Genomic DNA, 23,798 nt, shown 5'->3' on the forward strand with positions numbered 1-23,798 from the left:
TCCTCGATCCTATCGGCGGTCGCGGCCGCGCGTCGGCTCAGAACAGCCGGCCGCGCAATATCACGAGGTCGGGGCTGCTGAGCACCGCGGGACCGTGCCGCGGATCGTCCTTGTAGCACAACAGATCCGCCGATGCGCCATGATCCAGGCCGGGACGGCCCAGCCAGCGTCGGGCATCCCAGGACGCCGCGCCCAGCGCCTCGCCTGCGCTCATTCCGATGCGCTTGAGCGCCTCGACCTCGTCGGCGATGCGACCATGGGCCACCATGGTGCCGGCGTCGGTGCCCGCATACACCGGTATGCCCGCTTCGCGCGCGGCGGCGATCCGTGCATAACACTTGGCATGCAGGTCGCGCATGTGGGCCGCGTACCTCGGGTAGCGGTCTGCGGAAGCCGCGATCCCCGGAAAGTTTTCGATGTTGATCAGCGTGGGCACCAATGCGGTGCCATGCTCGACCATCAGCTCGATCGTGTCGTCGGTGACCCCGGTGCCGTGTTCGATGCAGTCGATCCCGGCATTGATCAAGCCGGGCAGCGCATCCTCGCCGAAGACGTGCGCGGTGACCCGCGCTCCGTGGGCGTGCGCGACATCGATCGCCGTCTTCAGCACGCCGTCGGACCACAGCGGCGCGAGATCGCCCACCTGCCGGTCGATCCAGTCCCCGACAAGCTTCACCCACCCGTCACCTCGCCGCGCCTGCTCGGCGACCAACCGGGGCAGCTGCGATTCATCGTCGAGTTCGATTGCGAAACCAGGCGTATAGCGCTTGGGGCGGGCGAGATGCCGGCCCGCGCGGATGATCCGCGGCAGATCGGCGTGATCGTCCAGGCTGCGGGTGTCGGTCGGCGAACCGCAGTCCCTCAGCAGTAACGCACCCACGTCGCGTTCGGTCTCGGCCTGGTCGATCGCCTCGTCGAGGTCGACGACGCCGTGCGCGCCCAACCCGACATGACAGTGGGCATCCACCAGGCCCGGAATGATCCAGCCGCCGTCGAACACGGTGTCGGCACCGGCGACCGGCTCGAGGCTGATCTGCCCGTCGACGATCCACAGCTCGAGCGCGGCTTCGTCGGGCAAACCTCTGCCCCGAATGTGAAGCCGCATCCGGCTACTTCTGGCCCGGGAACTTCAGTGTCGACAAGTCGATGTCTGCCAGTCCCGGCGGCAGCTCGTTCAACCCCTGCGGCATGTGGGACAGATCCGGGAACCCCGCCGGCAAGCCGGCGCCGAGCTGGCCGCGCGCCTTGGGCGGTGTGGGACCGCGCTTCTTGCCTTTCTTTCCCTTGCCCGCTTTGGCTTTCGCGGCCTTGCGCCCGGATTTGCGCCCCAACCCGGGCATGCCCATGCTGCCCATCATCGACGACATCATCTTGCGGGCCTCGAAGAACCGGTCGACCAGCTGGTTGACCTCGGCGACCGTCACGCCGGAGCCATTGGCGATGCGCAGCCGCCGCGAGGCGTTGATGATCTTGGGGTCGGCCCGCTCCTGCGGTGTCATCCCGCGGATGATGGCCTGCAGCCGGTCGAGCTGTTTGTCGTCGACGGCGGCCAGCGCCTCCTTCATCTGGCCGGCGCCGGGCAACATGCTCAGCAGGTTGCCGATCGGTCCCATCTTGCGAATCGCGAGCATCTGCTCGAGGAAGTCCTCCAGGGTCAGCTCCCCGGTGCTGATCTTGGCGGCGGCGGCCTCGGCCTGTTGGGCGTCGAAGACCTGTTCGGCCTGCTCGATCAGGCTCAGGACGTCACCCATGCCCAGGATGCGACTGGCCATCCGGTCGGGATGGAAGACGTCGAAGTCCTCCAGCTTTTCGCCGGTGGACGCGAAAAGAATTGGCACACCTGTTACTTCGCGCACCGACAGCGCGGCGCCGCCTCGGGCGTCACCGTCGAGTTTGGTCAGCACCACGCCGGTGAAGCCGACACCCGCGCCGAACGCTTCGGCGGTGGTGACGGCGTCTTGCCCGATCATCGCGTCCAGGACGAACAGCACTTCGTCGGGATCGATGGCGGCGCGGATGGCGGCGGCCTGGGCCATCATCTCGTCGTCGATACCGAGCCGTCCGGCGGTGTCGACGACGACGACGTCGAAATGTTTGGTCCGCGCCTCGGCGAGCCCTTGGGCGGCCACCGCGACCGGATCACCGGGGCCGGCGTCGGGCGACGCGCCGGGATGCGGCGCGAACACCGGGACCCCGGCCCGCTCACCGACGACCTGCAGCTGGTTCACCGCCGCGGGCCGCTGCAGGTCGGCAGCCACCAGAAGCGGTGTGTGCCCTTGTCCGCGAAGCCATTTGGCCAGTTTTCCGGCTAGCGTGGTCTTACCCGAGCCTTGCAGGCCGGCGAGCATGATCACCGTCGGCGGAGTTTTCGCGAATGCGAGTTGTCGGGTTTGGCCACCGAGGATGCCGATCAGTTCTTCGTTGACGATCTTGACGACCTGCTGTGCGGGGTTGAGCGCGCCGGAGACTTCGGCGCCCTTGGCGCGTTCTTTGATCCGGCTGATGAACGCCCGCACCACCGGCAGCGCGACGTCGGCTTCCAGCAGCGCCAGCCGGATTTCGCGGGTGGTGGCGTCGATGTCGGCGTCGGTCAACCGACCCTTGCCGCGCAGGCTCTGCAGGGCGCCGGTCAGGCGGTCGGAGAGTGATTCGAACACGCCGACCAGCGTAGCGAGGCGAGGACGCGCGCCGCCGGGCGCGGCAGGGGGCCCGGGCTCGGTTGCGGCAGGTCGGGCCCGAACTGATAATCACCGGTAGCCAGGGGCAGTCCCGCAACGGTTACGCCATCCGGGATTTGCGATCAGCGTCAATCCGCAACGAGGTCACCGGTGAAGTGAACGACGATCCGGGCGCCGACATTGTCCGCCGCCAGTATGAGCGGTGGAGGTATCCCCGCCCCGTGGCGGACCTCCAGGCATGGACTGTTGACCACTGGGAATGGTTCGACCCCGCGCATGCGCACCGAATTCTGTGGCCCGATCGCGAATACAGACCCGATCTCGACATTCTCATCGCGGGTTGTGGCACAAGCCAGGCGGCAATTTTTGCCTTTACCAACCCCCAGGCAAAAGTGGTGGCCGTCGATATTAGCCAGCCGTCCCTGGACCACCAGCAATATTTGAAAGAAAAGCATGAGCTGGACAACCTCGAGTTGCGCCGGCTTGACATCGAAAAGCTGCCGACGCTTGGACTCGAGTTCGACCTTGTCGTATCAACCGGCGTTTTACATCATATGGCCGATCCCCTGACCGGGATGGAAGCGCTCGCCGGCTGCCTGCGGCGGGATGGCGCGCTGGGAGTGATGCTCTATGCGAAATACGGCCGTATCGGCGTCGAGCTGCTGGAATCTGTATTTCGTGACATGGGACTCGGCCAGGACGAAACATCCGTCAAAATCGTCAAAGACACGCTCTCGGTGCTTCCGCCGGATCACCCTATTCAGCATTATCTGAAAATAGCGCGGGATTTGCAGTCAGATGCCGCCCTGGTCGACACGTTTCTGCACGGCCGTGCACGTAGCTATACGGTAGACGAGTGCATTGACCTCGTCACCTCTGCCGGGCTGGTATTTCAGGGGTGGTTCCATAAGGCGCCCTATTACCCGCACGATTTATTTGCGCCCGCCAACATGTTCTATCCGGCCGTAAATGCGTTGCCGGAAAGGAAGCTGTGGTCGGTGATGGAGCGTCTTCAGACGTTGAACGGGTGCCATTTTTTCATTGCGTGTCGCCCGGATCGGCCCAAAGAGAGCTACGCAATCGATTTCTCGAGCGTCGACTCCCTCGATTACGTTCCGATGCTGCGCACCCGCTGCGGTGTCTCCGGCACCGACATCTTTTGGCCCGGGGCGCGTATGACCATGAATCCGGCTCAGTTGCCCTTCGTGCGGCACGTCGACGGCCGGCGCTCGATCCGAGAGATTGCCGCCGGCGTGGCGCGGACGGCCGTGGCACCCCCGGCCGACGCCGACCTGGAGGCGTTCGCCCGCAAACTGTTCCAGTCGCTGTGGCGCCTCGATTGGGTTGCGATGGCGGTGAACCCGTCCGCAGGTCGTTAGCCGCCGTCGGGGCCGCTTTGATCGAGCGCCGACCGGGACCGCATACCAAGCGACCGGGCGTGTGAGTATTCCGTAACGACACCTTAACGGTGACATTTGCTTAACCAGACTTTTACATGATCGCCGATCGCCCGCCGGCGCGTCGGCTCACGGAATTAAGTTCACCGACTCCGGCGATTGGGATATGGGCACCGCGCGAAATCTAACACTCGGTCGCGGACGCCACCGGATGGGTGAAATGGGCGACCGCCGGAAGCAATTTGTTAAAAGTTCGTCCGCCGACGTTAAGAAGCAATTAACGCGCTAGGTTTTCCGCACTCGCTGCGCGAAGGTATAGCCGTGGATTCAATACCAACGATGATCGCATGGTGATCACCGCGGCCGACCCTCTTAACGGGTTCATCTATTTCCCCAGGAGAAATACATGTCGTTTGTGAAGACGCTGCCCGAGGCGCTCGCAGCGGCGTCGAGCCAGCTGGAGGGCCTGGGCACTTCGATGGCCGCCGAGAACGCGGCCGCCGCCGGTCCGACCACAGCCATCGCCCCCGCAGCCTCCGACGAGGTCTCGGCGCTACAGGCGGGCATCTTTTCCACTTATGGCCAGCTCTACCAGACGGCCAGCGCCCAAGCCCAGGCCATTCACCAGCAATTCGTCAGCCTCCTGGCGGCCAGCGCCGGGTCCTACGGGGAAACCGAAGCGGCCAACCAGGCGGTGGCCGCCTCGACCCCACTGACGGGCCTGGGCTCCCTGGTCGGGGCATCGTCGGCTGCCGCCCCGGCCGCGACACCAGCCACCGGCCTGGGCGACATCCTTCAAGGTCTGGCCGATACGCTTGGCAGTTCACCGCTGAGCAGCCCCTTCGCCAACTTGATGAATATCCAGGTCGGCAACTGGGCCTCGGCGGGATCGGACCTGATCGGGATGGCCGGTGGCGGTCTGCTCACCGCGCTGCCCGAGGAGGCCGCCGAAGGCGGGCTGGAAGGCGGCCTGGCCGACCTCGCCGGTTCGGTCAGCCCGGCGGGGTCGGCGGTGCCGCCGCGCTGGGCGGGGCGCCGGTGGTGGCCGGGGTCGGGCAGGCATCGTCGGTCGGCGGCTTGTCCGTCCCGCCCAGTTGGGCCGGCGAAGCGTCGGCGGCCGGCACGCCGGTACGCTTGGCGGCTCACAGCTGGACCACTGCCGCACCGGACACCGCGCCGGTGGCCACCATGCCCGCCGGCATGCCGTCGGTCGCGTCGGCCGGTCGCGGCGGCTATGGCTTCGGCGCCCCGCGCTACGGTGTCAAACCCAAGGTCATGCCCAAACCGACCGTGTAGAAATTGAGCCGGCCAACGGTGTCCGGTAATCCCGATGCGCCACTGGATTTAAGAGACAGGATCTAAAGACAATGTTTTTCGATTTCGCAGCGCGGCCCCCGGAAATCAATTCGGCGCTCATGTATTCCGGTGCCGGGGCGGGCCCGATGGTGGCCGCCGCCTCGGCGTTCAGCAACTTAAGCGGTGAGTTGAGCGCGACGGCGGCGTCCTACCAGTCGGTGATCTCACAGCTCACCGGCTCAGCCTGGCAGGGTCCGTCGGCCGCGGCCATGGCCGCCGCCGCCGAACCCTACATCACCTGGCTGAATACGACCTCGGGACAACTGCTGCACGCGGCCTCACAGGCCATCGCATCGGCGGCCGCCTACGAGACCGCGTTTGCCGCCACGGTGCCGCCGCCGGTTATCGCCGCCAACCGGGCGCAGCTGGCGATGCTGGTGTCGACGAACGTCCTGGGACAAAACACCCCGGCGATCGCGGCCAACGAGGCGCAATACGCGGAAATGTGGGCCCAGGACGCCGCCGCAATGTACGGCTACGCGGCGTCCTCGGCGGGCGCCGCGCAGCTCGACCCCGTGACCCCGCCGGCGGACACCACCAACCCGGCGGGTCTGGGCGCCCAGGCCGCCGCGGTCTCCAATGCCATGAGCACCAGCGCGACGACGTCGGGGCTCAACGGGGTGCTGTCCAGCCTCACCAGCGCGCAAGGTGCGCTCGCCAACCCGCTCAGCCTGACCGCGAGCGCGAGCTCGGGAACCTCGATCTGGGACGGTTTGAACGCCCTGCTCAATACCGGCATCGTCTTCAACAGCATCAACTCCGCCGACGTCACGGCGTCGTGGTGCACGATGATGACGATCTCGGCCATGGCGACCCTGGGACATTTCATCAGCAACGCCCCGGCGGGCGTCACCGTCGGCGACGTCACTCCCCTCGGCGCCGGCTTGGGCGGAGGAATCCTGGCGGGCGCGACCGCGCCCGCGGCCGGCGGCTTTGGTGGGGCGCCGGTAGCGGCGGGAATGGGCCAGGCCTCGTTGGTGGGCAGGTTGTCGGTGCCGGGCACCTGGTCCTCGGCCGTCCCGGCCGCCGGCGCCGCCACCGAGTTCGAGGGTTCGGGCTGGACCGTCGCTCCGGAAGAAATGCCGGTGGCCACGGTGCCGGCCGGGATGCCGTCGGTAGCGTCGGCTGGCCGCAGCGGCTACGGCTTCGGCACCCCGCGATACGGAGTCAAGCCCACCGTGATGCCCAAAACCGTCCTCGTGTAGACGAAGCCGACGGCCCGCGAGCCGGCCGTCACAGCCGGCCCTTAGTAGGCGTAGTCGACCGATCTGTCGACCACGGTGGTCTCCAAAACGGCGATGAGTTCCCGTTCCACCGCCGTTTGCACGTGCGCATGGTCCTCGGCCGCGTCGATGGACGACCTGACGCAGAACACGTCGTCGACCATCGACCCCAGTGTGGTGACCTTCGCCCAGACGATGTCGGCGCCGGCACGCTCCAATGCTCCGGTCAGTAATGCGAGCAGCCCCGTCCGGTCGGACGTGCGGATTTCGACGACGAGATGGTCGGGCGTGCCACCGAACCACAGAATGCGTGGCGGCGCGGTCGGCCGATGGGCGGGCACCCCGGTCAGCACCTCCCCGACGGGCCTGCTGTCTTCGTCGGCCTCTCGCCGGTTGAGCATGCCCAGGATGTCGAGGTCGCCGGCCAGCGCAGCGACCAATTGCTGGCGCAGCAGCTCGGCCGCAGCCGGGGTGCCAAAAAGCGGCGACACCACGAATTCGTTGATTGCGGCGCCCTGGTGAACGTTCACGGCAGCGGAGTGCACTCGCAATGAGTTCAGCGCCAGCACGCCTGCGGCCTTCGACAGCAGTCCCCGCTGATCGGGGGCGATCATCACAACGTGGTAGCGCGCACCGTCGCCCTGCCTGACCTCCACGTGCACCCCGTGGTCGCCGGCCCGCGAAAGATACTCCGGGTCAATGGGATCGGGCTGGGGCAAACGTTCCCCGGCCATCACGATGTGGCAACGGCGCACCAGCTCGCCGACGAGCGAGGCTTTCCAGTCACCCCACACCCCGGGGCCGGTGGCCAGCGCGTCGGCTTCCGTCATTGCGTGCAGCACGTCGAGCAGCACCGGATCTCCCCCGACGGCGTCGGCGACAGCCGCAATGGTCTGGGGATCCTTCAAGTCACGGCGAGTGGCCGTCTTGACCAAGAGCAGGTGGTGGCGAACAAGTTTCGCCAGCATCGCCACGTCCGCCTGCCACATACCCAGGCGGGTCCCGATCGCAGTGGCCAACTCGGCACCGATCATGCTGTGGTCGCTGCCACGCCCCTTGCCGATGTCGTGCAGCAGTGCGCCAAGTATCAGAAGGTCCGGACGTGCCACGCGGGTCGTGAAAGCACTTGCCTGTACGGCAGTTTCGACCAGATGACGATCCACGGTCCAGGTATGGATCACGTCGCGGGGTGGTAAGTCGCGCACGGCAGTCCACTCGGGCAGCACCCGGGCCCACAGCCCGACGCGGTCGAGCGATTCAATCGTCGAAATCGTGGTCGGCCCCGCGCTGAGCAGAACCAACAGGTCGTCCAGCATCTCCGGCGGCCACGGGGCAGGCAACTCGGGTGCGGCGTCGGCGAGTCGGCTCAGCGTGGCGGCCGCGATGGGCAAACCGGAGACGGCCGAGGCAGCGGCCACTCGCAGCAGCAGGCCGGGATCGCGTTCCGGTCGGGCGTCGCGGGCCAGCACGACCTCGCCGGCGTACTCGACGACGCCTTCATCCAGTGGTCGGCGGCGTCGCCGCCGCAACGCCGACATACCGCGCCGCGGCAGCGAATTGGCGGCGGTTCGTAACGCGGCGTCGACGTGGTAGCTGATCGTGCGCCCAGCGTCGGACAACATGCGCGCCAGGTCAAACCTGTCGCCGAGCTGCAGCGCCGAACTGATGTCGTCGGCGTACTGGGCCAGCAGCACGTCATGCCCGCGGCCGGATACCCGGTGCAGTTCGGTGCGCACGTCGACCAGTGCGCGACGGGCATGGTCCACTGAACCGGCCGGGACCTCGGGGGTGCGGATCGCCTGGCGATCCGCGAGCTGCGCGATCGCGAGCCCATCGAGCAACTGGATGTCGCGCAGGCCACCGCGGCCGAACTTCAGATCCGGTTCGACGCGGTGCGCTATCTCGCCGGTGCGCTGCCAGCGGGCCCGGGTGGCCTCGACGAGCTCACCGAATCGCGAACGGATTCCGCTCCTCCACTGTCGGCGAACCCCGTCGACCAGATGCGCCGACAGGGCCAGATCGCCGGCAATGTGGCGTGCTTCCAGCATCGCCAGACCCGACGAGATGTCCGCACCGGCGATTTGCAGTGCCTCGGCGACAGTGCGCACGCAATGGTCAAGACGAATGTTGGCGTCCCACAGCGGATACCACAACAGGTCGGCGACCCTGCCGACGACGTCGGCGGGCATGTTGTTGTGCAACAACATCAGGTCCAGATCGGAGTGCGGCAGCAGCTCGCGTCGGCCCAACGATCCCGTGGCGACGATAGCGAAGCCGCTGTGTTGCGTGACGCCGATCTGGGCCGCCTTCGTCGTCAACCAGGACTCGTGCAGCTCCTGCCAAGCCCTTCGCAATGCCGCGGCATTGTGGTCGCGTGGACCGCGGGCAAGCAGCCGCTCCCGCGCTGCGACCAAATCAGTTGCCGGACAGGCACTTCCAGCGGCCGTACCCTCCCACCGAGAGTCGGGGACAGCACCCAGCCTGCGCGGTCTCATGCTATCCGGCCGAGCAGAGGCAAAGGCTCCTGAAAGCGGGTGGAATCGGGTACCTTTGCGTCTGCTCGCGCATGCTCGCCGTAGATCTCACAGGGCATCGGGTCCGCGTTCGCCGGTGCGCACCCGCACCACGGTTTCCACCGGAGTGACCCACACCTTGCCGTCGCCGATCTTGCCGGTGCGCGCCGCCCGGACCACGCTGTCGACGGCCTTGTCGACGATGGAATCGTCGACGACGACCTCGATGCGAACCTTCGGGACGAATTCGACGGAGTACTCAGCGCCCCGGTAAACCTCCGTGTGACCCTTCTGCCGCCCGTATCCCTGCACTTCGCTCACCGTCATCCCCAGGACGCCCGCCTCCTCCAGGCTGGTCTTGACGTCGTCGAGCGTGAACGGCTTCACGATCGCGGTGATCAGCTTCATTTCCACTCTCCTCCAAGGCGTGACGACCAGGAACCGAACCGCTGACGACCGCGAAATCGTAGCCGCTCTCAGCGTGCTGAGCCTCATCGATGCCTGAGGCTTCGTCCTCGGCGCTCAGCCGCAGCCCGATGGTGTATTTCAGGATCAGAGCCAAGATAGCGGTGGCGACCGCCGAATACCCGAGAACGCTGAATGCGCCGATCGCCTGGCGTTCCAGCTGAGCGAATCCGCCGCCGTAGAACAGGCCGGGTGACACGCCGGTGACACCCGCGATGGCAGTGGTCTGCGGGGCTGCGAGCAGACCCACCAGCAGCGTGCCTACCAGACCGCCGACCAGATGCACTCCGACCACGTCGAGCGAATCATCAAAGCCGAAACGGTATTTCAGCCCGACAGCCAACGCGCAAAACACGCCGGCCGCGACGCCCACGACCAAGGCGCCCACCACGTTGACCGACGAGCAGGACGGCGTGATGGCGACCAGCCCGGCGACGATGCCCGACGCGGCACCCAGCGAGGTGGCGTGCCCGTCGCGGATGCGTTCGGTAGCCAGCCAGCCCAGCATGGCGGCGGCGGTTGCCACCGTGGTGGTCATGAACGTGGCGCCCGCGGCGCCGTTGGCGCTGGTCGCCGATCCGGCGTTGAATCCGTACCAGCCGAACCACAGCAGGCCGGCACCGAGCATCACGAACGGCAGGTTGTGTGGCCGCATTATGGTCTTGGGCCAGCCCTGCCGCTTGCCGAGGATGATCGCCAGGACAAGGCCCGCCGTCCCGGCGTTGATGTGCACGGCCGTGCCGCCGGCGAAGTCGATGGCATGCAGCTTGTTCAGGATCCAGCCGCCGTGCGCGGCCGCGAACTTGTCGGCGGCGAACACCCAGTGCGCGATCGGGAAGTAGACGAACGTCGCCCACAGTCCGGCGAACAGCGTCCAGCTGCCGAACTTCATCCGGTCGGCCACCGCCCCGGAGACCAGCGCGACGGTGATGATCGCGAACATCAGCTGGAAGGCGACATACACGACGTGAGGGATGGTGCCCGCCAACGGGATCTGAACACCCGCGGTGTGGGTGCTCGGATCCTCGGCGACGGCGTTGACCCCGATAAGACCCTTCAGGCCCCAGTATTCGGTTGGCCTGCCGGCGATATTGCCGACGTCGTCGCCGAAGGCGAGCGAGTAACCGTAGAGCACCCACAGCACCGTCACGACGCCCATGGCGCTGATGCTCATCATGATCATGTTGAGCACGCTTCTGGCGCGGACCATGCCGCCGTAGAAGAACGCCAGGCCGGGCGTCATCAACAGCACGAGAGCAGAGCTCGCCAGCATCCAAGCGGTGTCGCCAGTATTGGGAATGCCCATGGTTGGGAATTGGTCCACTCGACATCACCTCCGGTCGGCGCAGCCCCGGCCGCCAATCGTGACCGATGACCTTGTCAGACAATGCGCAAAAGTTGTTGCGGCGTTAGTGCCTCAACGTTTCGCCGAAGTTACGTGATTCTCACCGGATCCAGCGTCAACCGAGCAGGGCGTCGACGAACGCCGCCGGCTCAAAGGGGGCGAGGTCGTCGGGCCCTTCACCGAGCCCGACCAGTTTCACCGGTACCCCGAGTTCCTGTTGCACCCGGAAAACGATGCCGCCCTTGGCTGTTCCGTCCAGCTTGGTCAGCACCGCGCCGGTGATGTCGACGACGTCGGCGAATACCCGGGCCTGCGCCAGGCCGTTCTGGCCGATGGTGGCGTCGAGCACCAGCAATACCTCGTCGACGGCCGCACGGCGGGTCACCACGCGCTTGACTTTGCCGAGCTCGTCCATCAGCCCGGTTTTGGTGTGCAACCGACCGGCGGTGTCGATGACGACGACGTCGGCGCCGGTGGCGATGCCCTTGTCGACCGCGTCGTAGGCCACCGAGGCAGGGTCGGCGCCCTCGGCGCCCCGCACCACCTCAGCGCCCACCCGCGCGGCCCAGGTTTGCAGCTGATCGGCCGCCGCGGCCCGGAAGGTATCGGCGGCGCCGAGCACGACCCGCCGACCGTCGGCCACCAGCACCCGCGCCAGCTTGCCGACGGTGGTGGTTTTCCCGGTGCCGTTGACGCCGACGACGAGCAGCACCGACGGGTGGTCGGCGTGCGGCAGCGCGCGGATCGAGCGGTCCAGCTCCGGCCGCAGCTCGGCGATCAAGACCTCGCGCAGCACGGCGCGGGCGTCGGTTGCGGTGCGCACGCTGCCGTGGGCCAGTCGGCTGCGCAGCTGCGACACCACCGATGCGGTGGCCGCCGGGCCGAGGTCGGCCACCAGCAGGTTGTCCTCGACGTCCTGCCAGGAGTCGTCGTCGAGGTCGCCACCGCCGAGCAGGCCGAGCATGCTGCGGCCCAGGGCGTTCTGCGATCGGGCGAGCCGGCCGCGCAGTCGTTCCAGCCGCCCTTCGGGTGGGGCGATGGCGCTGACGTCGGCAGCGACGGGCCGCGCCGGCACGTGCTCGGGCAGTTGGACGTCGGCGATCGACCGCTTGGCGGCGTCGCGCGCACCGGTTGCGTCGTCGCCCACACCGGGCAGCACCGCGGTGTCGAGGCCCTGCGGCGATGTCCCTTGGGTGAACGCGATGCCCGACGACGTGGTGTATCCGCCGGCACGATCGCCGACACCGCCCTGCTCACGGGCCGACAGGCGGATCCGCCGACGCCGGTAGCGCGTCAGGCCCACGATCAGCACAGCGGCGACCACCAGCGCCGCGACACCCGCAACGACGATCCACACAGCGTCGGACACCATGTACTCCTGGTTATCGTGAGCTGCCGACGAGTTGGTCCACCCGCTGGCCGCGCATCCGCTGCGAGATCACTGTGGTGATGCCGTCGTCGCGCATGGTCACGCCGTAGAGGGTGTCGGCCACTTCCATGGTGGGCTTTTGATGCGTGATGATGATGATCTGCGAGCGCTCCCGCAATTCTTCGAACAGCCCGAGCAGCCGCTGCAGGTTCACATCGTCGAGCGCCGCCTCCACCTCGTCCATGACATAGAACGGCGAGGGCCGGGCCCGGAAGATCGCGACCAGCATCGCGACCGCGGTCAGCGCCTTCTCGCCACCGGATAGCAACGACAGCCGTTTGACCTTCTTGCCGGGCGGCCGGGCCTCGACTTCGATGCCGGTGGTGAGCATGTCGTCGGGATCGGTCAACCGCAGCCGGCCTTCCCCGCCGGGGAACAGCGCGGCGAACACCGCGCGGAACTCGCGTTCCACGTCGGCGAACGCCTCGGTGAACACTTGCAGGATGCGGGCGTCGACGTCGGCGATGACGTTGAGCAGGTCCTTGCGCGCGGCCTTGACGTCTTCGAGCTGAGTGGACAGAAAGTTGTAGCGCTCCTCCAGCGCGGCGTACTCCTCCAGCGCCAGCGGGTTGACCCGGCCCAGCTCGGCCAGCTCCCGTTCGGCGCGCCTGGCCCGGCGTTCCTGGGTGGGCCGGTCGAACGGCATCGGTGCCGGTGGGGTGACCTGTTCGCCGCGTTCACGGGCCTGCTCGTACTCGGCCAGCTCCAGCTCGGTGGGTGCCAGCGGAACCTGCGGACCGTATTCGGCGACCAGGTCGTCGGGCGCCATGCCGAACTGCTCGAGCACCATCTGCTCCAGCTGTTCGATGCGCAGCGCCGCCTCCGCCTTGGCCACCTCGTCGCGGTGCAGCGCCTCGGTGAGCGCCGCGATGCGGGTACGCAGCGCATCCACCTCCTCACGAACCGCGGCCATTGCCGCCGAATGCTGTTGGCGCTCAACCGCCAACGCGTCGCGGCGACGCGAGGCGGCATTGACGACCTGGCTCAGCCGCCCGGCCAGCAACCGTCCGCAAAAAGCTACCGCCTCGGCGACCGCTGCCGCATGCTCTCGGGCAGCGCGGGCCTGTTGCGCACGCAGCCGTGCCTCACGCTCGGCGGCGGCGGCTCGACGCAGTGAATCCGCCCGCCCCCGAACAGCATTGGCGCGTTCTTCGGCGGTGCGCACCGCCAGGCGGGCTTCCACGTCGTCGGCGCGGGCGGTTTCCAACCGGCTGCGCTCCGTGGCGATCTGCTGCCGGTCGACGGGGCCGGTCGCGGACACGGCTTGGGTCTGCTCGGCGTTGCGCAGCCGGGACTCCAATTCGGTGAGCTCTTCGACCGTCTGCGCGCGGCCGGTCTCTAATTCCTCGCGCTGCCGCAGCAGCCGGGCCCACTCCTCCTCGGCGGCGCGGGCATCCTGGCCGAGCCGACCAAGCTGCTCGTAGATGGCCGAGATCGCGGCATCCGACTCGTTAAGCGCAGCCAGCGCCTGCTCGGCGGCGTCCTGGCGGGCGGCTTGCTCGGTCAGCGCGCCGGCCAGCGCGGCGCTGAGCTCATTGGCCTGGGCCTCCGCGGTGGCCAGCTCGGCGCGGGCCTTCTCGATTTCGGAGGTGAGCTCCAGCGTCGACGGCTTGCGATCCGAACCGCCGCTGACCCACCCGGCGCCGACCAGATCACCGTCAAGAGTCGCCGCGCGCAGCTGCGGGTGCGCCGCGACCAGGTCAAGCGCATGGGACAAGTCGGCGACCACGGCGACGCCGGAGAGCATCGCGATCATGGCGCCGCGCAGCCGCGGCGGCGCCTCGACGAGGTCGAGCGCCCAGCGTGCGCCGTCGGGCAGGCGGTGGGTCGCGCGCGCCGGATCATCGGTGGCCGGCCAATCGCCCAGCACGATGGCCGCCCGCCCGGCGTCGGCTTCCTTGAGCGCGGTCACCGCTGCCCGGGCCGCACCCAGACTGTCGGCGGCCAGCGCGTCAGCGGCCGCCCCGAGCACCGCGGCCAGCGCCGTCTCGTAGCCCGGGCGCACCTTGATCAGCTTCGCGATCGACCCGAAAAGCCCTGCGCTGCTGTGGTTTCGACTGAGCCACGCGGTGCCGTCCTTGCGTTCGAGACTGACCGACAGTGCGTCGATGCGGGCACGCAGCGACGCGACCTGCCGTTCGGCGCCGCGCTCGGCGGCCTGCAACTCGGCGACCCGCTCGTCGGCCAGCCGCAGCGCGGCGACCATCCGCTCGTGATGCTCGTCGAGGCCGACCTCACCCTGATCCAATTCCCCGACCCGGGCCTGCACGGTTTCGAATTCGGCCTGCGCCTGCTGGGCACGCGCGGCTGCCTCGTCGATGCGTTGGGACAAAGTCGCGATGCTGTCATCGATCGATTCCACCCGCGCGCGCATGGTCTCGACCTGACCGGCCAGCCGCGCCAGCCCCTCACGCCGGTCGGCCTCCGCACGGACCGCTGCCAGGTGTGCCTTTTCGGCATCGGCGAGGCTGCGTTCCCGCTCGGCAAGTTCGGCCCGCGCCGCCTCCAGCCGGCCCCGTGCCGCCGCCAACTCCGCCAACAGCTGCCGCTCGTGCACCGCCACCTGCTCGGCCTCCGCCTCCAGCGCGTCGGGGTCGGCCCCGCCGGTGGTCGGCGGCTCGACATCGAGGCGCTGGGCGCGCTCGTCGGCGATGCGCACCGTGGCGCCCACCCGTTCGGCCAGGGCGGACAGCCGAAACCAGATCTGCTGGGCCGATTCGGCGCGTTCGGAAAGGCGGGCCAACGCGTCCTCTTCCGCTGCCAGCTCTTCGGAAGCCGCGGCGAGCCGGGCGGAGGCTTCGTCATGCTCGCGGCGCAGTGCCGCCTCGGCGTGGCTGGTGTCTTGCAGCTCGGCCCGACGGGTGACGATGTCGTCGGCGGCCAGCCGCAGCCGGGCATCACGCAGGTCGGCCTGGATGCTCTGCGCGCGGCGGGCGACTTCGGCCTGCCGGCCCAGCGGTTTGAGCTGACGGCGCAATTCGGTGGTCAGGTCGGTGAGCCGGACCAGGTTTGCTGACATCGCGTCGAGTTTGCGGAGAGCTTTTTCCTTGCGCTTGCGGTGCTTGAGCACCCCGGCGGCTTCCTCAATGAACGCGCGGCGGTCTTCGGGGCGGGATTGCAGGATTTCCTCCAGCTTGCCCTGCCCGACAATGACATGCATCTCGCGGCCGATGCCCGAGTCGGAGAGCAGCTCCTGCACGTCCAGCAAACGGCAACTGCTGCCGTTGATTTCGTACTCGCTGGCACCATCGCGGAACATCCGACGAGTGATCGACACTTCGGAATATTCGATCGGCAATGCGTTGTCGGAGTTGTCGATGGTGACGGTGACCTCGGCGCGGCCCAGGGGTGGACGCGAGGAAGTCCCCGCGAAGATGACGTCTTCCATCTTGCCGCCGCGCAAGGTTTTGGCTCCCTGCTCGCCCATCACCCAGGCCAGCGCGTCGACCACGTTGGATTTACCCGAGCCGTTAGGACCCACCACCGCGGTGATGCCCGGCTCGAACCGCAGAGTCGTCGGTGAGGCGAAGGACTTGAAGCCCTTCAGCGTCAGACTCTTGAGGTACACGACGTGCCAGACTACCGCTCGATCGGGCCGACACCGGTTAGCGCGCGCTGAATCCGGGGATGTCCTCGACCTGTTCTGACCACTCGACGTCGACGGCGTCCACCCGACCGGGTGTGTCGCCGCTTCGTAGCAGGTCAAGCAGCTGTTGGCAGGTGTCGCGGGATCCCTGAGCGACGACCAGCACCCGTCCGTCGAGGCGGTTGGCGACATAGCCGGTCAGCCCCAGCTCCAGCGCCCGGGAGCGGGTCCACCAGCGGAAGCCGACTCCCTGCACCCGCCCGCGGATCAGCGCGGTGAGGCGAACCTCAGGCTCCGACATCGGCGATCCCGAATTTCACCGTGGTACCGGATTTCAGGGTGCGGCCGACGGTGCAGGACTGATCGACGGCCCGGTTGACGACGACCAGCAGGCGCCCTGCTTCAGCAGCGGTCAACCCGGACAGGTCGACCTCGAGCGTCTCCTCCAGCAGCGGATAGCGCTCGTGCCGGCGATCGGCCGCCCCAGACACCCGGATGGTCGTCTTGTAGTCGTCGCCGAGGCGCCGAGCCAGCGGCTGGTCGCTGGCCATCCCGCTGCAGGCGGCGAGCGCAATCTTGAGCAGCTCGCCAGGAGTGAAGACACCGTCGACGTCCTCGGAACCGACGAGTACCCGCGCGCCGCGCGAGCTGTGCCCGGTATAGCGGCGCACCCCGGTGCGTTCGACCCACAGTTGCGTCATGGGTTCTTTCTTACCGCGCCGTATGGCCTGCGCGAGCGGGCGCCGCTGGACGCCCGGTACAGCGCGGCGGCGCACGACGCGCCCGAGCGCGTGGGAAGGGTCAGCGGCGAAGCCGCGGCCGCGGCTGGCACCTCGGGCAATAAAACGACGAGCGGTTCATGAACTTCTCGCGCCGAATCAGCGAGCCACAGCGTCGGCATGGCTGGTCCTCGCGACCGTACGCGTCGAGCGAGCGGTCGAAGTACCCCGATTCACCGTTGACGTTGACGTACAACGAATCGAACGAGGTCCCGCCGTGGGCCAGCGCGTCGCACATCACCTCCGCGGCGGCCTGCAGCACCGCCGCCAGCTGCCGGCGCGGCAGCGTGGCGGCCACGCGCGAGCCGTGCACCTTGGCGCGCCACAGTGCCTCGTCGGCGTAGATGTTGCCGATGCCTGACACCACGGTCTGGTCGAGAAGCTGACGTTTGAGCTCGGAATGCTTGCGCCGCATCACATTAACCACCGCGTCGGCATCGAATTTCGAGTCCAGCGGATCGCGAGCCAGGTGGGCCACGGGCACCGGTACCGCGCTGCCGTCGACCGTTACCAACTCGGCCAGCAGCCAGCCGCCGAAAGTGCGCTGATCGACGAAGCTCAGCGCGGTGCCGTCGTCGAGCATCGCCGCGATGCGCAGGTGCGCGGTATTCGGGACGGCACCTAGCAGCATCCGCCCGCTCATGCCCAGATGCACCACCAGCGCGGTGTCGGCCTCATCCAATCTCAGCCACAGGTATTTACCGCGACGATCGGTGCCGGTGATGCGCGCGCCGATCAGCCGCGCGGTCAGGTCCGCGGGCCCGGCTTCGTGCCGGCGCACCGCGCGGGGGTGGTGAACTCGGATCGCCGTGACGGTCTTTCCCACCACATGGGTTTGCAGGCCGCGCCGCACCACCTCGACTTCCGGTAGTTCAGGCATTCAGCTCAGGCGCTCTCCAGCGCGTTCCACGCCGCAGCCGCCGCTTTTTGCTCGGCTTCCTTCTTGGACCGGCCCGTTCCGGAGCCGTATTCGGTGTCCATCACGACGACGACGGCGGTGAACTCCTTGTCGTGGTCCGGCCCGGTGGAGGTCACTACATATGACGGCGCGCCCAGGCCGCGCGCCGCGGTCAGTTCCTGCAGGCTGGTTTTCCAATCCAGCCCCGCACCCAGCGTCGGCGCCGCGTCCAGCAGCGCCCCGAACAACCGCAGGATTACCTCCCGGGCGGTGTCGATGCCGTGGTGCAAATAGATCGCACCCAACAGCGATTCCATGCCGTCGGCCAGGATGCTGGATTTGTCGGCTCCACCGGTGTTGGCCTCACCACGGCCCAGCAGCATGTAGGCGCCGAGACCCTGATCCGTCAACTTGCGTGCGACATCGGCCAACGCCTGGGTGTTGACGACGCTCGCGCGCAGCTTGGCAAGATCGCCCTCCGAGCGGTCCGGGTGGCGGTGAAACAGTTCATCGGTGACCGTCAGGCCCAGGACCGCGTCACCGAGGAACTCCAGGCGTTCGTTGGTAGGCAGGCCGCCATGCTCGTAGGCGTAGCTGCGGTGCGTCAGGGCCAGCGATAGCAACTCGTCCGGCAGGTCGACCCCCAGGGCATCGAGCAGCGGCTGGTATGACCGGGTCACCGGTCGGCCTCAGGTGCATCCAGCATTCCGGCCAGCTTGGCCCAGCGCGGATCGATCCGATCGTGGTGATGGCCGGGCTCGGCGGAAGCCAGCGGGATACCGCACTCCGCGCACAAGCCCGGGCAATCGGCCCGGCACACCGGAGAGAACGGCAGTTCCAGGCCGACCGCGTCGATGATCGACTGCTCCAGGTCGACCGTGTCGTTGATAACCCGACCGACCTCGTCATCGTCGGTGGTCTCGTCGGTGAGGGTATCCGGATACGCGAACAACTCGGTCAACTCGACCTCCACTCGCCCGCTGACCGCCGTCAGACAACGCGCGCACTCACCGGTGGTGGGTGCCGCCACCGTGCCGGTGACCAAGACGCCTTCCGACACCGACTCCACCCGCAGGTCCAGTTCCAGCGGCGCACCGCGTTGGATCGCGATCAGCTCCAATCCGATTCGCGCCGGACTGCTCACCGTGTCCTGCAGCGCAAACACCTCTCCGGGGCGTCGGCCCAGCCGCGAGATATTGACGATCAGCGGTGAAATCGGCGGCCGTTTTGCGATTGGGCTACGCTGCCTAGCCATATCCCAATCCTACGGTCCCGGCGGCCCGCTGCTGCCGCCACGGGCTAGCGGGTGGCGTAGTCGTGGGTGCCGGCAGCCGTCCGCAATTGGTGACGGCCGCGACTGACCGACCGCAAGGTGCCGTTGAGGTATTCCTCGAACTCGGCGAGCTTGCTGTCGACGTAAATGTCGCACTCGCCGCGCAGCCGGTCCGCCTCGGCGTGCGCCGCGTCGATCAAACGGGTGGCCTCGGCGCGCGCCGCCTGCACCACCTCGGTCTGCGACACCAGCCGCTGCTGTTCCTTGATGCCTTCTTGCACGGCCTTTTCATAGGAGATGTTGCCGTTCTCGACCAGCCGGTCGCATTCCGCCTTCGCCCGGCCGGTACTGGCGTCATACTCGCGTTTGGCCGCGGCCGCGATGCGCACCGCCTCCTCGCGCGCATCGCTGACCATCCGCTCGCTGTGCTGGCGGGCCTCGCTGACCATCCGGTCGGCCTGGGCCTTCGCCTCGGACAATATCCGGTCCGCTTCGGCGCGGGCGTGATTGAGCATCGACTCCGACTCGGTGGTTGCCGAGGACACCATGGAGTCGGCGTGCGCCTTGGCCTCGTTCAGCATTGAATCCCGAGCATCGAGCACATCTTGGGCGTCGTCGAGTTCGCCGGGGATCGCGTCCTTGATGTCGTCGATCAGCTCCAACACGTCGCCGCGAGGCACCACACAACCGGCCGTCATCGGCACGCCACGGGCTTCTTCGACAATCGCGCTGAGTTCGTCCAGCGCTTCAAAAACTCGGTACACGGCACACCCTCCCGGCATCGTTGTTGTTACCAGTGTGCCTGGTGTTGTCCTTGTGACTCTGCTGCTGGGCCCGGTGTGTCGAACATTGGCGTCCCGGGCTTGGCCGCTCACCCCGGCACGCCCGCGCCGGCGCGGGCAGCCGGTGTGGTCGGCGGCCACCGCCGGCCGACGGCGCAATATACCCCTGCTGGGTATAAAACGGGCACGGTTAGCATGGTGTGGGCCGCATCGACCGCCGGCCACCGAACCGCGAACGAGGAGGATCTGTTGGGCACCGTGCTGGATGCGGTCGAGCGGGCATTGGCGCTGGCGGGCTCCATGACGTGGGAGATCCTCTGGGCCCTGGTGCTGGGGTTCGTGCTGTCAGCGCTCGTGCAGGCGGTCGTGCGCCGTTCGACGATCGCCACCCTGCTGGGCGACAACCGGCCCCGCACCCTGGTGGTGGCGACCGGGTTGGGCGCCGCATCGTCGTCGTGTTCCTATGCCGCGGTGGCGTTGGCCCGGTCGCTCTTTCGTAAAGGCGCGGACTTCACCGCCGCCATGGCATTCCAGATCGGCTCGACCAACTTGGTGGCCGAGCTGGGCATCATCATGGCCCTGCTAATGGGCTGGCAGTTCGCCGCGGCCGAATTCGTCGGCGGCCCACTGATGATCGTGATCTTGGCCGTGTTGTTCCGGCTATTTGTACGCCCGCCCATGCTCGACGCCGCCCGTCGGCAAGCCGAGCGCGGAATCGCCGGTTCGATGGAAGGCCACGCCGCGATGGACATGTCCGTTCAACGCGACGGATCGTTTTGGCAGCGGCTGTTTTCGCCGCAAGGCTTCACCTCGGTTTCACATGTATTTGTCATGGAGTGGGCGGCAATCCTGCGCGACCTTGTGATCGGCTTGTTGATCGCTGGCGCCATTGCCGCATGGATGCCTGAATCATTCTGGCAAGCATTCTTTTTCACCGAGCATCACACACTCTCGGCACTCTGGGGCCCGATCGTGGCGCCATTGGTAGCGATCGCATCGTTCGTCTGCTCGATCGGCAATGTGCCACTGGCTGCGGTGCTTTGGAACGGGGGCATAAGTTTTGGCGGTGTGGTCGCCTTCATCTTCGCCGACCTGTTGATTCTGCCGATTCTCAACATCTACCGTAAGTACTACGGCACCGCGATGATGCTGACACTGCTGGGCACCTTCTACGGCGCAACGATCGGAGCTGGCTACCTCGTCGAATTACTGTTCGGCGCAGCACATCTCGTTCCGAGTCACCGCAACGCTACCGTGATGCACGCCGGAATCTCGTGGAACTACACGACCTGGCTCAACATCGTGTTTCTGGCCGTCGCGGCGGTTCTGGTCGCGAGATTCGTGGCGACCGGCGGCGTGCCGATGCTACGCATGATGGGCGGTTCGCCGGACGCAGAGCACAACCATCACCACCACGGGCACTGCTGATTATTGCTGGCCGCTCGAAACCTGGCCGGCAGCCGGCGGCGACGTACGCAGACGCACCGTCGAACAGTAGCTGACGCCTCAATCACCCTCCGCGGGAAAGCTTCTCGCGGAGACGTCGGTTAACCGGTTCGGGAAGCAGGTCCGACACGTCACCGCCAAGCATTGCGACTTCTTTGGCCAGCGAAGACGACACGAACGAATACCGCGGAGTGGTAGCCACGAAGAACGTGTCGACGCCGGCGATATGTTTGTTCATCTGCGCCATCTGCAACTCGTATTCGAAGTCGGTGCCGGTGCGCAGACCCTTGACGATAGCGGTCATACCGCGAGACCTGACGAAGTCGACCACCAGGCCTTCCCCGGCTTCGACCCGCAGATTGGGCAGATGCGTCGTCGACTCGATGATCATCGCGATCCGCTCGTCAAGCTCGAACATGCTCTGTTTGGCGGGGTTGACCAGGATGGCCACGACCACCTCGTCAAACTGAGCAGAGGCGCGTTCGAAAATGTCGATGTGGCCCAGGGTCACTGGATCGAAAGATCCCGGGCATACCGCGCCGGTCATCTGCGCCACTCCTTATCATCGCCGCGCTCGGCATCGTCGCCGGTAGTCATGACCGATGACGGTAGCAGGAACCGCTCACCCCGCCGGGCCGCTCAGTTCGGCGAATTCCAGCCGGGTGTCGCCGTAAACGCGGTGCTGCCACGGCACCCAACCGACCGGCCAGCTCAACGACGTACTGGAAGCGGCGCGCTCCACCGCCGCCACGGTTCCGGTACCCGCCCATCCGTGGGCGGTCAAGGCGCCCAACACCGCCTCGATTTCGGCGGTCCCGACGTCGTAGGGCGGATCCGCCAGCACCAGGTCCACCGGTTGCTCGGCCTCGACACTCACAGCTGCCGCCACCGTGCAGCGGCGCAGTGTCGCGCCGGCCAGACCGACGGCCTCGATGTTGCGGGCCAGCACGGCCGCGGTCCGATGATCCGACTCGACGAACAGTGCCGAGGCCGCTCCACGTGATAGTGCCTCCAGCCCGAGCGCGCCGGAACCGGCGTACAGATCGAGCACTGACAGGCCGGCCAGGTCCCGCCGCGCGGTCAAGATGTTGAACAACGATTCGCGCACCCGGTCGGTGGTCGGTCGTGTTCCCCGCGGCGGGATCGCGAGGCGTCGGCCGCGTGCCGCTCCGGCAATGATCCGCGTCAGCTCACCACCACCGCACGTCAGCGCCCTAGCCGGGCTGGAAGAGTGTCGACCAGTAGTCCCAAAACCGCACCACGATCAGCAGGATGACCGCAGTGAACCACAGTGTGGTGATCGACCATCGCCAACGGTAGAGCGTCGACGCCGCGCCGGCCCTGTTTCCCTCTGCCGGGCAAAACGCGATCGACGCGACCACCACCAGCAGGGGGATGGTGACCGCCCACACCACCATGCAGTAGGGGCACAATGCGCCGATGCGATACAGGCTTTGGAATATCAGCCAGTGCACGAACCCGGCACCGGCCAATGTCGCGGCAGCCAGTGCACTCCAATACCACTGCGGCAAAGGCACTTTGGTCACGGCCAGCACGCCGGTCACGACGACCACGGTGAATGCGGCGACACCGATCAGCGGATTGGGAAAACCCAGCACCGACGCCTGCGGCGTCGCCATCACCGACCCGCACGACACCACCGGGTTGAGGTTGCACGACGGCACATACGACGGGTTGGTCAAGATCTTGATCTTTTCCACCGTCAGCGTCACCGAGGCGACCAATCCGATGACCCCGGCGATGAGCACCCACCACGCGCTGGGCAACGCCACCGACGGCGCGGCTGCCTGACCGCCGGGCGGCTGGGCCGGTTGCGCCGACACCGTGACTGTCACGACGCGGCTGGTGTCGCCGCCGAGTCAAGGCCCGCTACGTCGCCGACGATCTCTTTGATCTTGGCGACCAGCGCCTGCGGCGTCGACGGTTCGTAGTCTTGGCCGTTGATCCGGATCGTCGGGGTGGCGTGAATACCTGTGGCCGAGGCCATGCCCTCGACCCTCGGCACGTACTTGCCGCTGTTGATGCAATCGGGGACCTTGCCAACCACCCCGGCCTCACGGGCAATCTCGATCAACCGGGCGTTGTCGGGAAACGTCGAGCCGGTTTCGGATGGCTGCAGATTCTTGGTGAACAACGCGGTGTGGAAACGCCGGAACGCCTCGATGGATTCGTCGGCGACGCAGTAGGCCGCCGCGCCGGCCCGCGACGAATAGTTGTCGGTGCGCGCGCTATCGAGGATGCCGACCATGTAATAGTCGGCGGCGATGGCGCCGCTGTCGATGAGCTTGGCCACCGTCGGCCCGAACGTCCGCTCGAAATTGCCGCAAGCCGGACACAGGAAATCCTCGTAGAACGCGACGACGGCCTTGGGGTCTCGGGTGCCGTCCTTGGTGACGAGCTTGCTCGATGTGACTCGCACCGGCTGACCGGCAGCGGGCTTGTGGCCGTGGGTCATCACGATATAGAGCACGAGACCGACCGCGAAGATCACCACGATCCCCGTCAGCCCGATCTGGATCAGCAGGTTGCGCCTGCGATCGGCTGCCTTCAAGTCGTAGCGCGCGGGACGGTTAGGTTTGCTGGCCACAGGTTTGCGGATCCTCCGGT

General features: G+C 67.2%; 20 protein-coding genes and 1 pseudogene. 4 read left to right on the top strand and 17 right to left on the bottom strand.

Annotation, left to right across the window (positions count from 1 at the left end; all coding sequences use genetic code 11):
- Window positions 1–37: 37 nt before the first annotated feature.
- Together MHEC_RS16800 and ffh are read right to left on the bottom strand one after the other, a co-directional pair.
- Entirely contained in the window at window positions 38–1,105 is a 1,068-nt protein-coding gene (locus tag MHEC_RS16800) for a metal-dependent hydrolase family protein (protein WP_048890768.1), read from the bottom strand.
- 4 nt (window positions 1,106–1,109) lie between these two features.
- On the bottom strand, window positions 1,110–2,657 hold the full coding sequence (ffh, locus tag MHEC_RS16805) for a signal recognition particle protein (RefSeq protein ID WP_048890769.1): 1,548 nt from the start codon (window positions 2,655–2,657) through the stop codon (window positions 1,110–1,112).
- A 176-nt stretch (window positions 2,658–2,833) separates the two neighbouring features.
- Here ffh and MHEC_RS16810 point away from each other — a divergent pair, with 176 nt between their 5' ends.
- From MHEC_RS16810 to MHEC_RS16820, 3 genes and pseudogenes are all read left to right on the top strand, one after another.
- A complete protein-coding gene (locus MHEC_RS16810; protein ID WP_048890881.1) occupies window positions 2,834–4,057 on the top strand; it encodes a class I SAM-dependent methyltransferase in 1,224 nt (407 codons plus the stop codon).
- A 424-nt stretch (window positions 4,058–4,481) separates the two neighbouring features.
- Window positions 4,482–5,371 (top strand): annotated as a pseudogene (locus tag MHEC_RS24885) (PPE family protein, SVP subgroup).
- A gap of 71 nt (window positions 5,372–5,442) precedes the next feature.
- A complete protein-coding gene (locus MHEC_RS16820; protein WP_048890771.1) occupies window positions 5,443–6,636 on the top strand; it encodes a PPE family protein in 1,194 nt (397 codons plus the stop codon).
- Between the two features lie 41 nt (window positions 6,637–6,677).
- On the opposite strand, the gene MHEC_RS16825 is transcribed toward MHEC_RS16820, so the two are convergent.
- From MHEC_RS16825 to sepIVA, 11 genes are all read right to left on the bottom strand, one after another.
- Window positions 6,678–9,149 (bottom strand): [protein-PII] uridylyltransferase, encoded by a 2,472-nt coding sequence (locus MHEC_RS16825; RefSeq protein WP_071700240.1) that lies wholly within the window; start codon window positions 9,147–9,149, stop codon window positions 6,678–6,680.
- Between the two features lie 87 nt (window positions 9,150–9,236).
- Window positions 9,237–9,518 (bottom strand): P-II family nitrogen regulator, encoded by a 282-nt coding sequence (locus tag MHEC_RS16830; RefSeq protein WP_235434766.1) that lies wholly within the window; start codon window positions 9,516–9,518, stop codon window positions 9,237–9,239.
- On the bottom strand, window positions 9,427–10,956 hold the full coding sequence (locus MHEC_RS16835; RefSeq protein WP_236591504.1) for an ammonium transporter: 1,530 nt from the start codon (window positions 10,954–10,956) through the stop codon (window positions 9,427–9,429). The genes MHEC_RS16830 and MHEC_RS16835 overlap by 92 nt, the downstream gene beginning before the upstream one ends.
- A 136-nt stretch (window positions 10,957–11,092) precedes the next feature.
- Entirely contained in the window at window positions 11,093–12,349 is a 1,257-nt protein-coding gene (gene ftsY / locus MHEC_RS16840) for a signal recognition particle-docking protein FtsY (protein WP_275999788.1), read from the bottom strand.
- A 10-nt stretch (window positions 12,350–12,359) separates the two neighbouring features.
- The gene (gene smc, locus MHEC_RS16845; RefSeq protein ID WP_071700243.1) at window positions 12,360–15,974 is read right to left on the bottom strand and encodes a chromosome segregation protein SMC; all 3,615 of its coding nucleotides are present in this window, start codon (window positions 15,972–15,974) and stop codon (window positions 12,360–12,362) included.
- 37 nt (window positions 15,975–16,011) lie between these two features.
- Window positions 16,012–16,293 (bottom strand): acylphosphatase, encoded by a 282-nt coding sequence (locus MHEC_RS16850; protein WP_071700244.1) that lies wholly within the window; start codon window positions 16,291–16,293, stop codon window positions 16,012–16,014.
- The gene (locus MHEC_RS16855) at window positions 16,280–16,693 is read right to left on the bottom strand and encodes an OsmC family protein (protein ID WP_048890776.1); all 414 of its coding nucleotides are present in this window, start codon (window positions 16,691–16,693) and stop codon (window positions 16,280–16,282) included. Before MHEC_RS16855 ends, MHEC_RS16850 begins: the two co-directional genes overlap by 14 nt.
- 100 nt (window positions 16,694–16,793) lie before the next feature.
- Complete coding sequence (gene mutM, locus MHEC_RS16860) at window positions 16,794–17,651, bottom strand: DNA-formamidopyrimidine glycosylase (protein ID WP_071700245.1); 858 nt, start codon at window positions 17,649–17,651, stop codon at window positions 16,794–16,796.
- A 5-nt stretch (window positions 17,652–17,656) separates the two neighbouring features.
- Window positions 17,657–18,349 (bottom strand): ribonuclease III, encoded by a 693-nt coding sequence (rnc, locus tag MHEC_RS16865; RefSeq protein ID WP_048890778.1) that lies wholly within the window; start codon window positions 18,347–18,349, stop codon window positions 17,657–17,659.
- Window positions 18,346–18,924: a YceD family protein gene (locus MHEC_RS16870; RefSeq protein ID WP_048890779.1), complete on the bottom strand. Its 579-nt coding sequence runs from the start codon at window positions 18,922–18,924 to the stop codon at window positions 18,346–18,348. Before MHEC_RS16870 ends, rnc begins: the two co-directional genes overlap by 4 nt.
- Window positions 18,925–18,968: 44 nt before the next feature.
- Complete coding sequence (gene sepIVA / locus MHEC_RS16875; RefSeq protein ID WP_048890780.1) at window positions 18,969–19,706, bottom strand: cell division protein SepIVA; 738 nt, start codon at window positions 19,704–19,706, stop codon at window positions 18,969–18,971.
- Window positions 19,707–19,919: 213 nt separating this feature from the next.
- On the opposite strand from sepIVA, the gene MHEC_RS16880 reads away from it, so the two are divergent.
- Window positions 19,920–21,152 (top strand): permease, encoded by a 1,233-nt coding sequence (locus tag MHEC_RS16880; protein ID WP_071700246.1) that lies wholly within the window; start codon window positions 19,920–19,922, stop codon window positions 21,150–21,152.
- Between the two features lie 82 nt (window positions 21,153–21,234).
- On the opposite strand, the gene coaD is transcribed toward MHEC_RS16880, so the two are convergent.
- From coaD to MHEC_RS16900, 4 genes are all read right to left on the bottom strand, one after another.
- Entirely contained in the window at window positions 21,235–21,717 is a 483-nt protein-coding gene (coaD, locus tag MHEC_RS16885) for a pantetheine-phosphate adenylyltransferase (RefSeq protein ID WP_071700256.1), read from the bottom strand.
- 75 nt (window positions 21,718–21,792) lie between these two features.
- Entirely contained in the window at window positions 21,793–22,359 is a 567-nt protein-coding gene (gene rsmD, locus MHEC_RS16890) for a 16S rRNA (guanine(966)-N(2))-methyltransferase RsmD (RefSeq protein WP_048890783.1), read from the bottom strand.
- A gap of 25 nt (window positions 22,360–22,384) precedes the next feature.
- Entirely contained in the window at window positions 22,385–23,026 is a 642-nt protein-coding gene (locus tag MHEC_RS16895; protein WP_372507355.1) for a vitamin K epoxide reductase family protein, read from the bottom strand.
- Complete coding sequence (locus MHEC_RS16900; RefSeq protein WP_048890784.1) at window positions 23,023–23,778, bottom strand: DsbA family protein; 756 nt, start codon at window positions 23,776–23,778, stop codon at window positions 23,023–23,025. The genes MHEC_RS16895 and MHEC_RS16900 overlap by 4 nt, the downstream gene beginning before the upstream one ends.
- Window positions 23,779–23,798: the final 20 nt, after the last annotated feature.

Source organism: Mycobacterium heckeshornense (assembly GCF_016592155.1).
Taxonomy (GTDB): Bacteria; Actinomycetota; Actinomycetes; order Mycobacteriales; family Mycobacteriaceae; genus Mycobacterium; species Mycobacterium heckeshornense.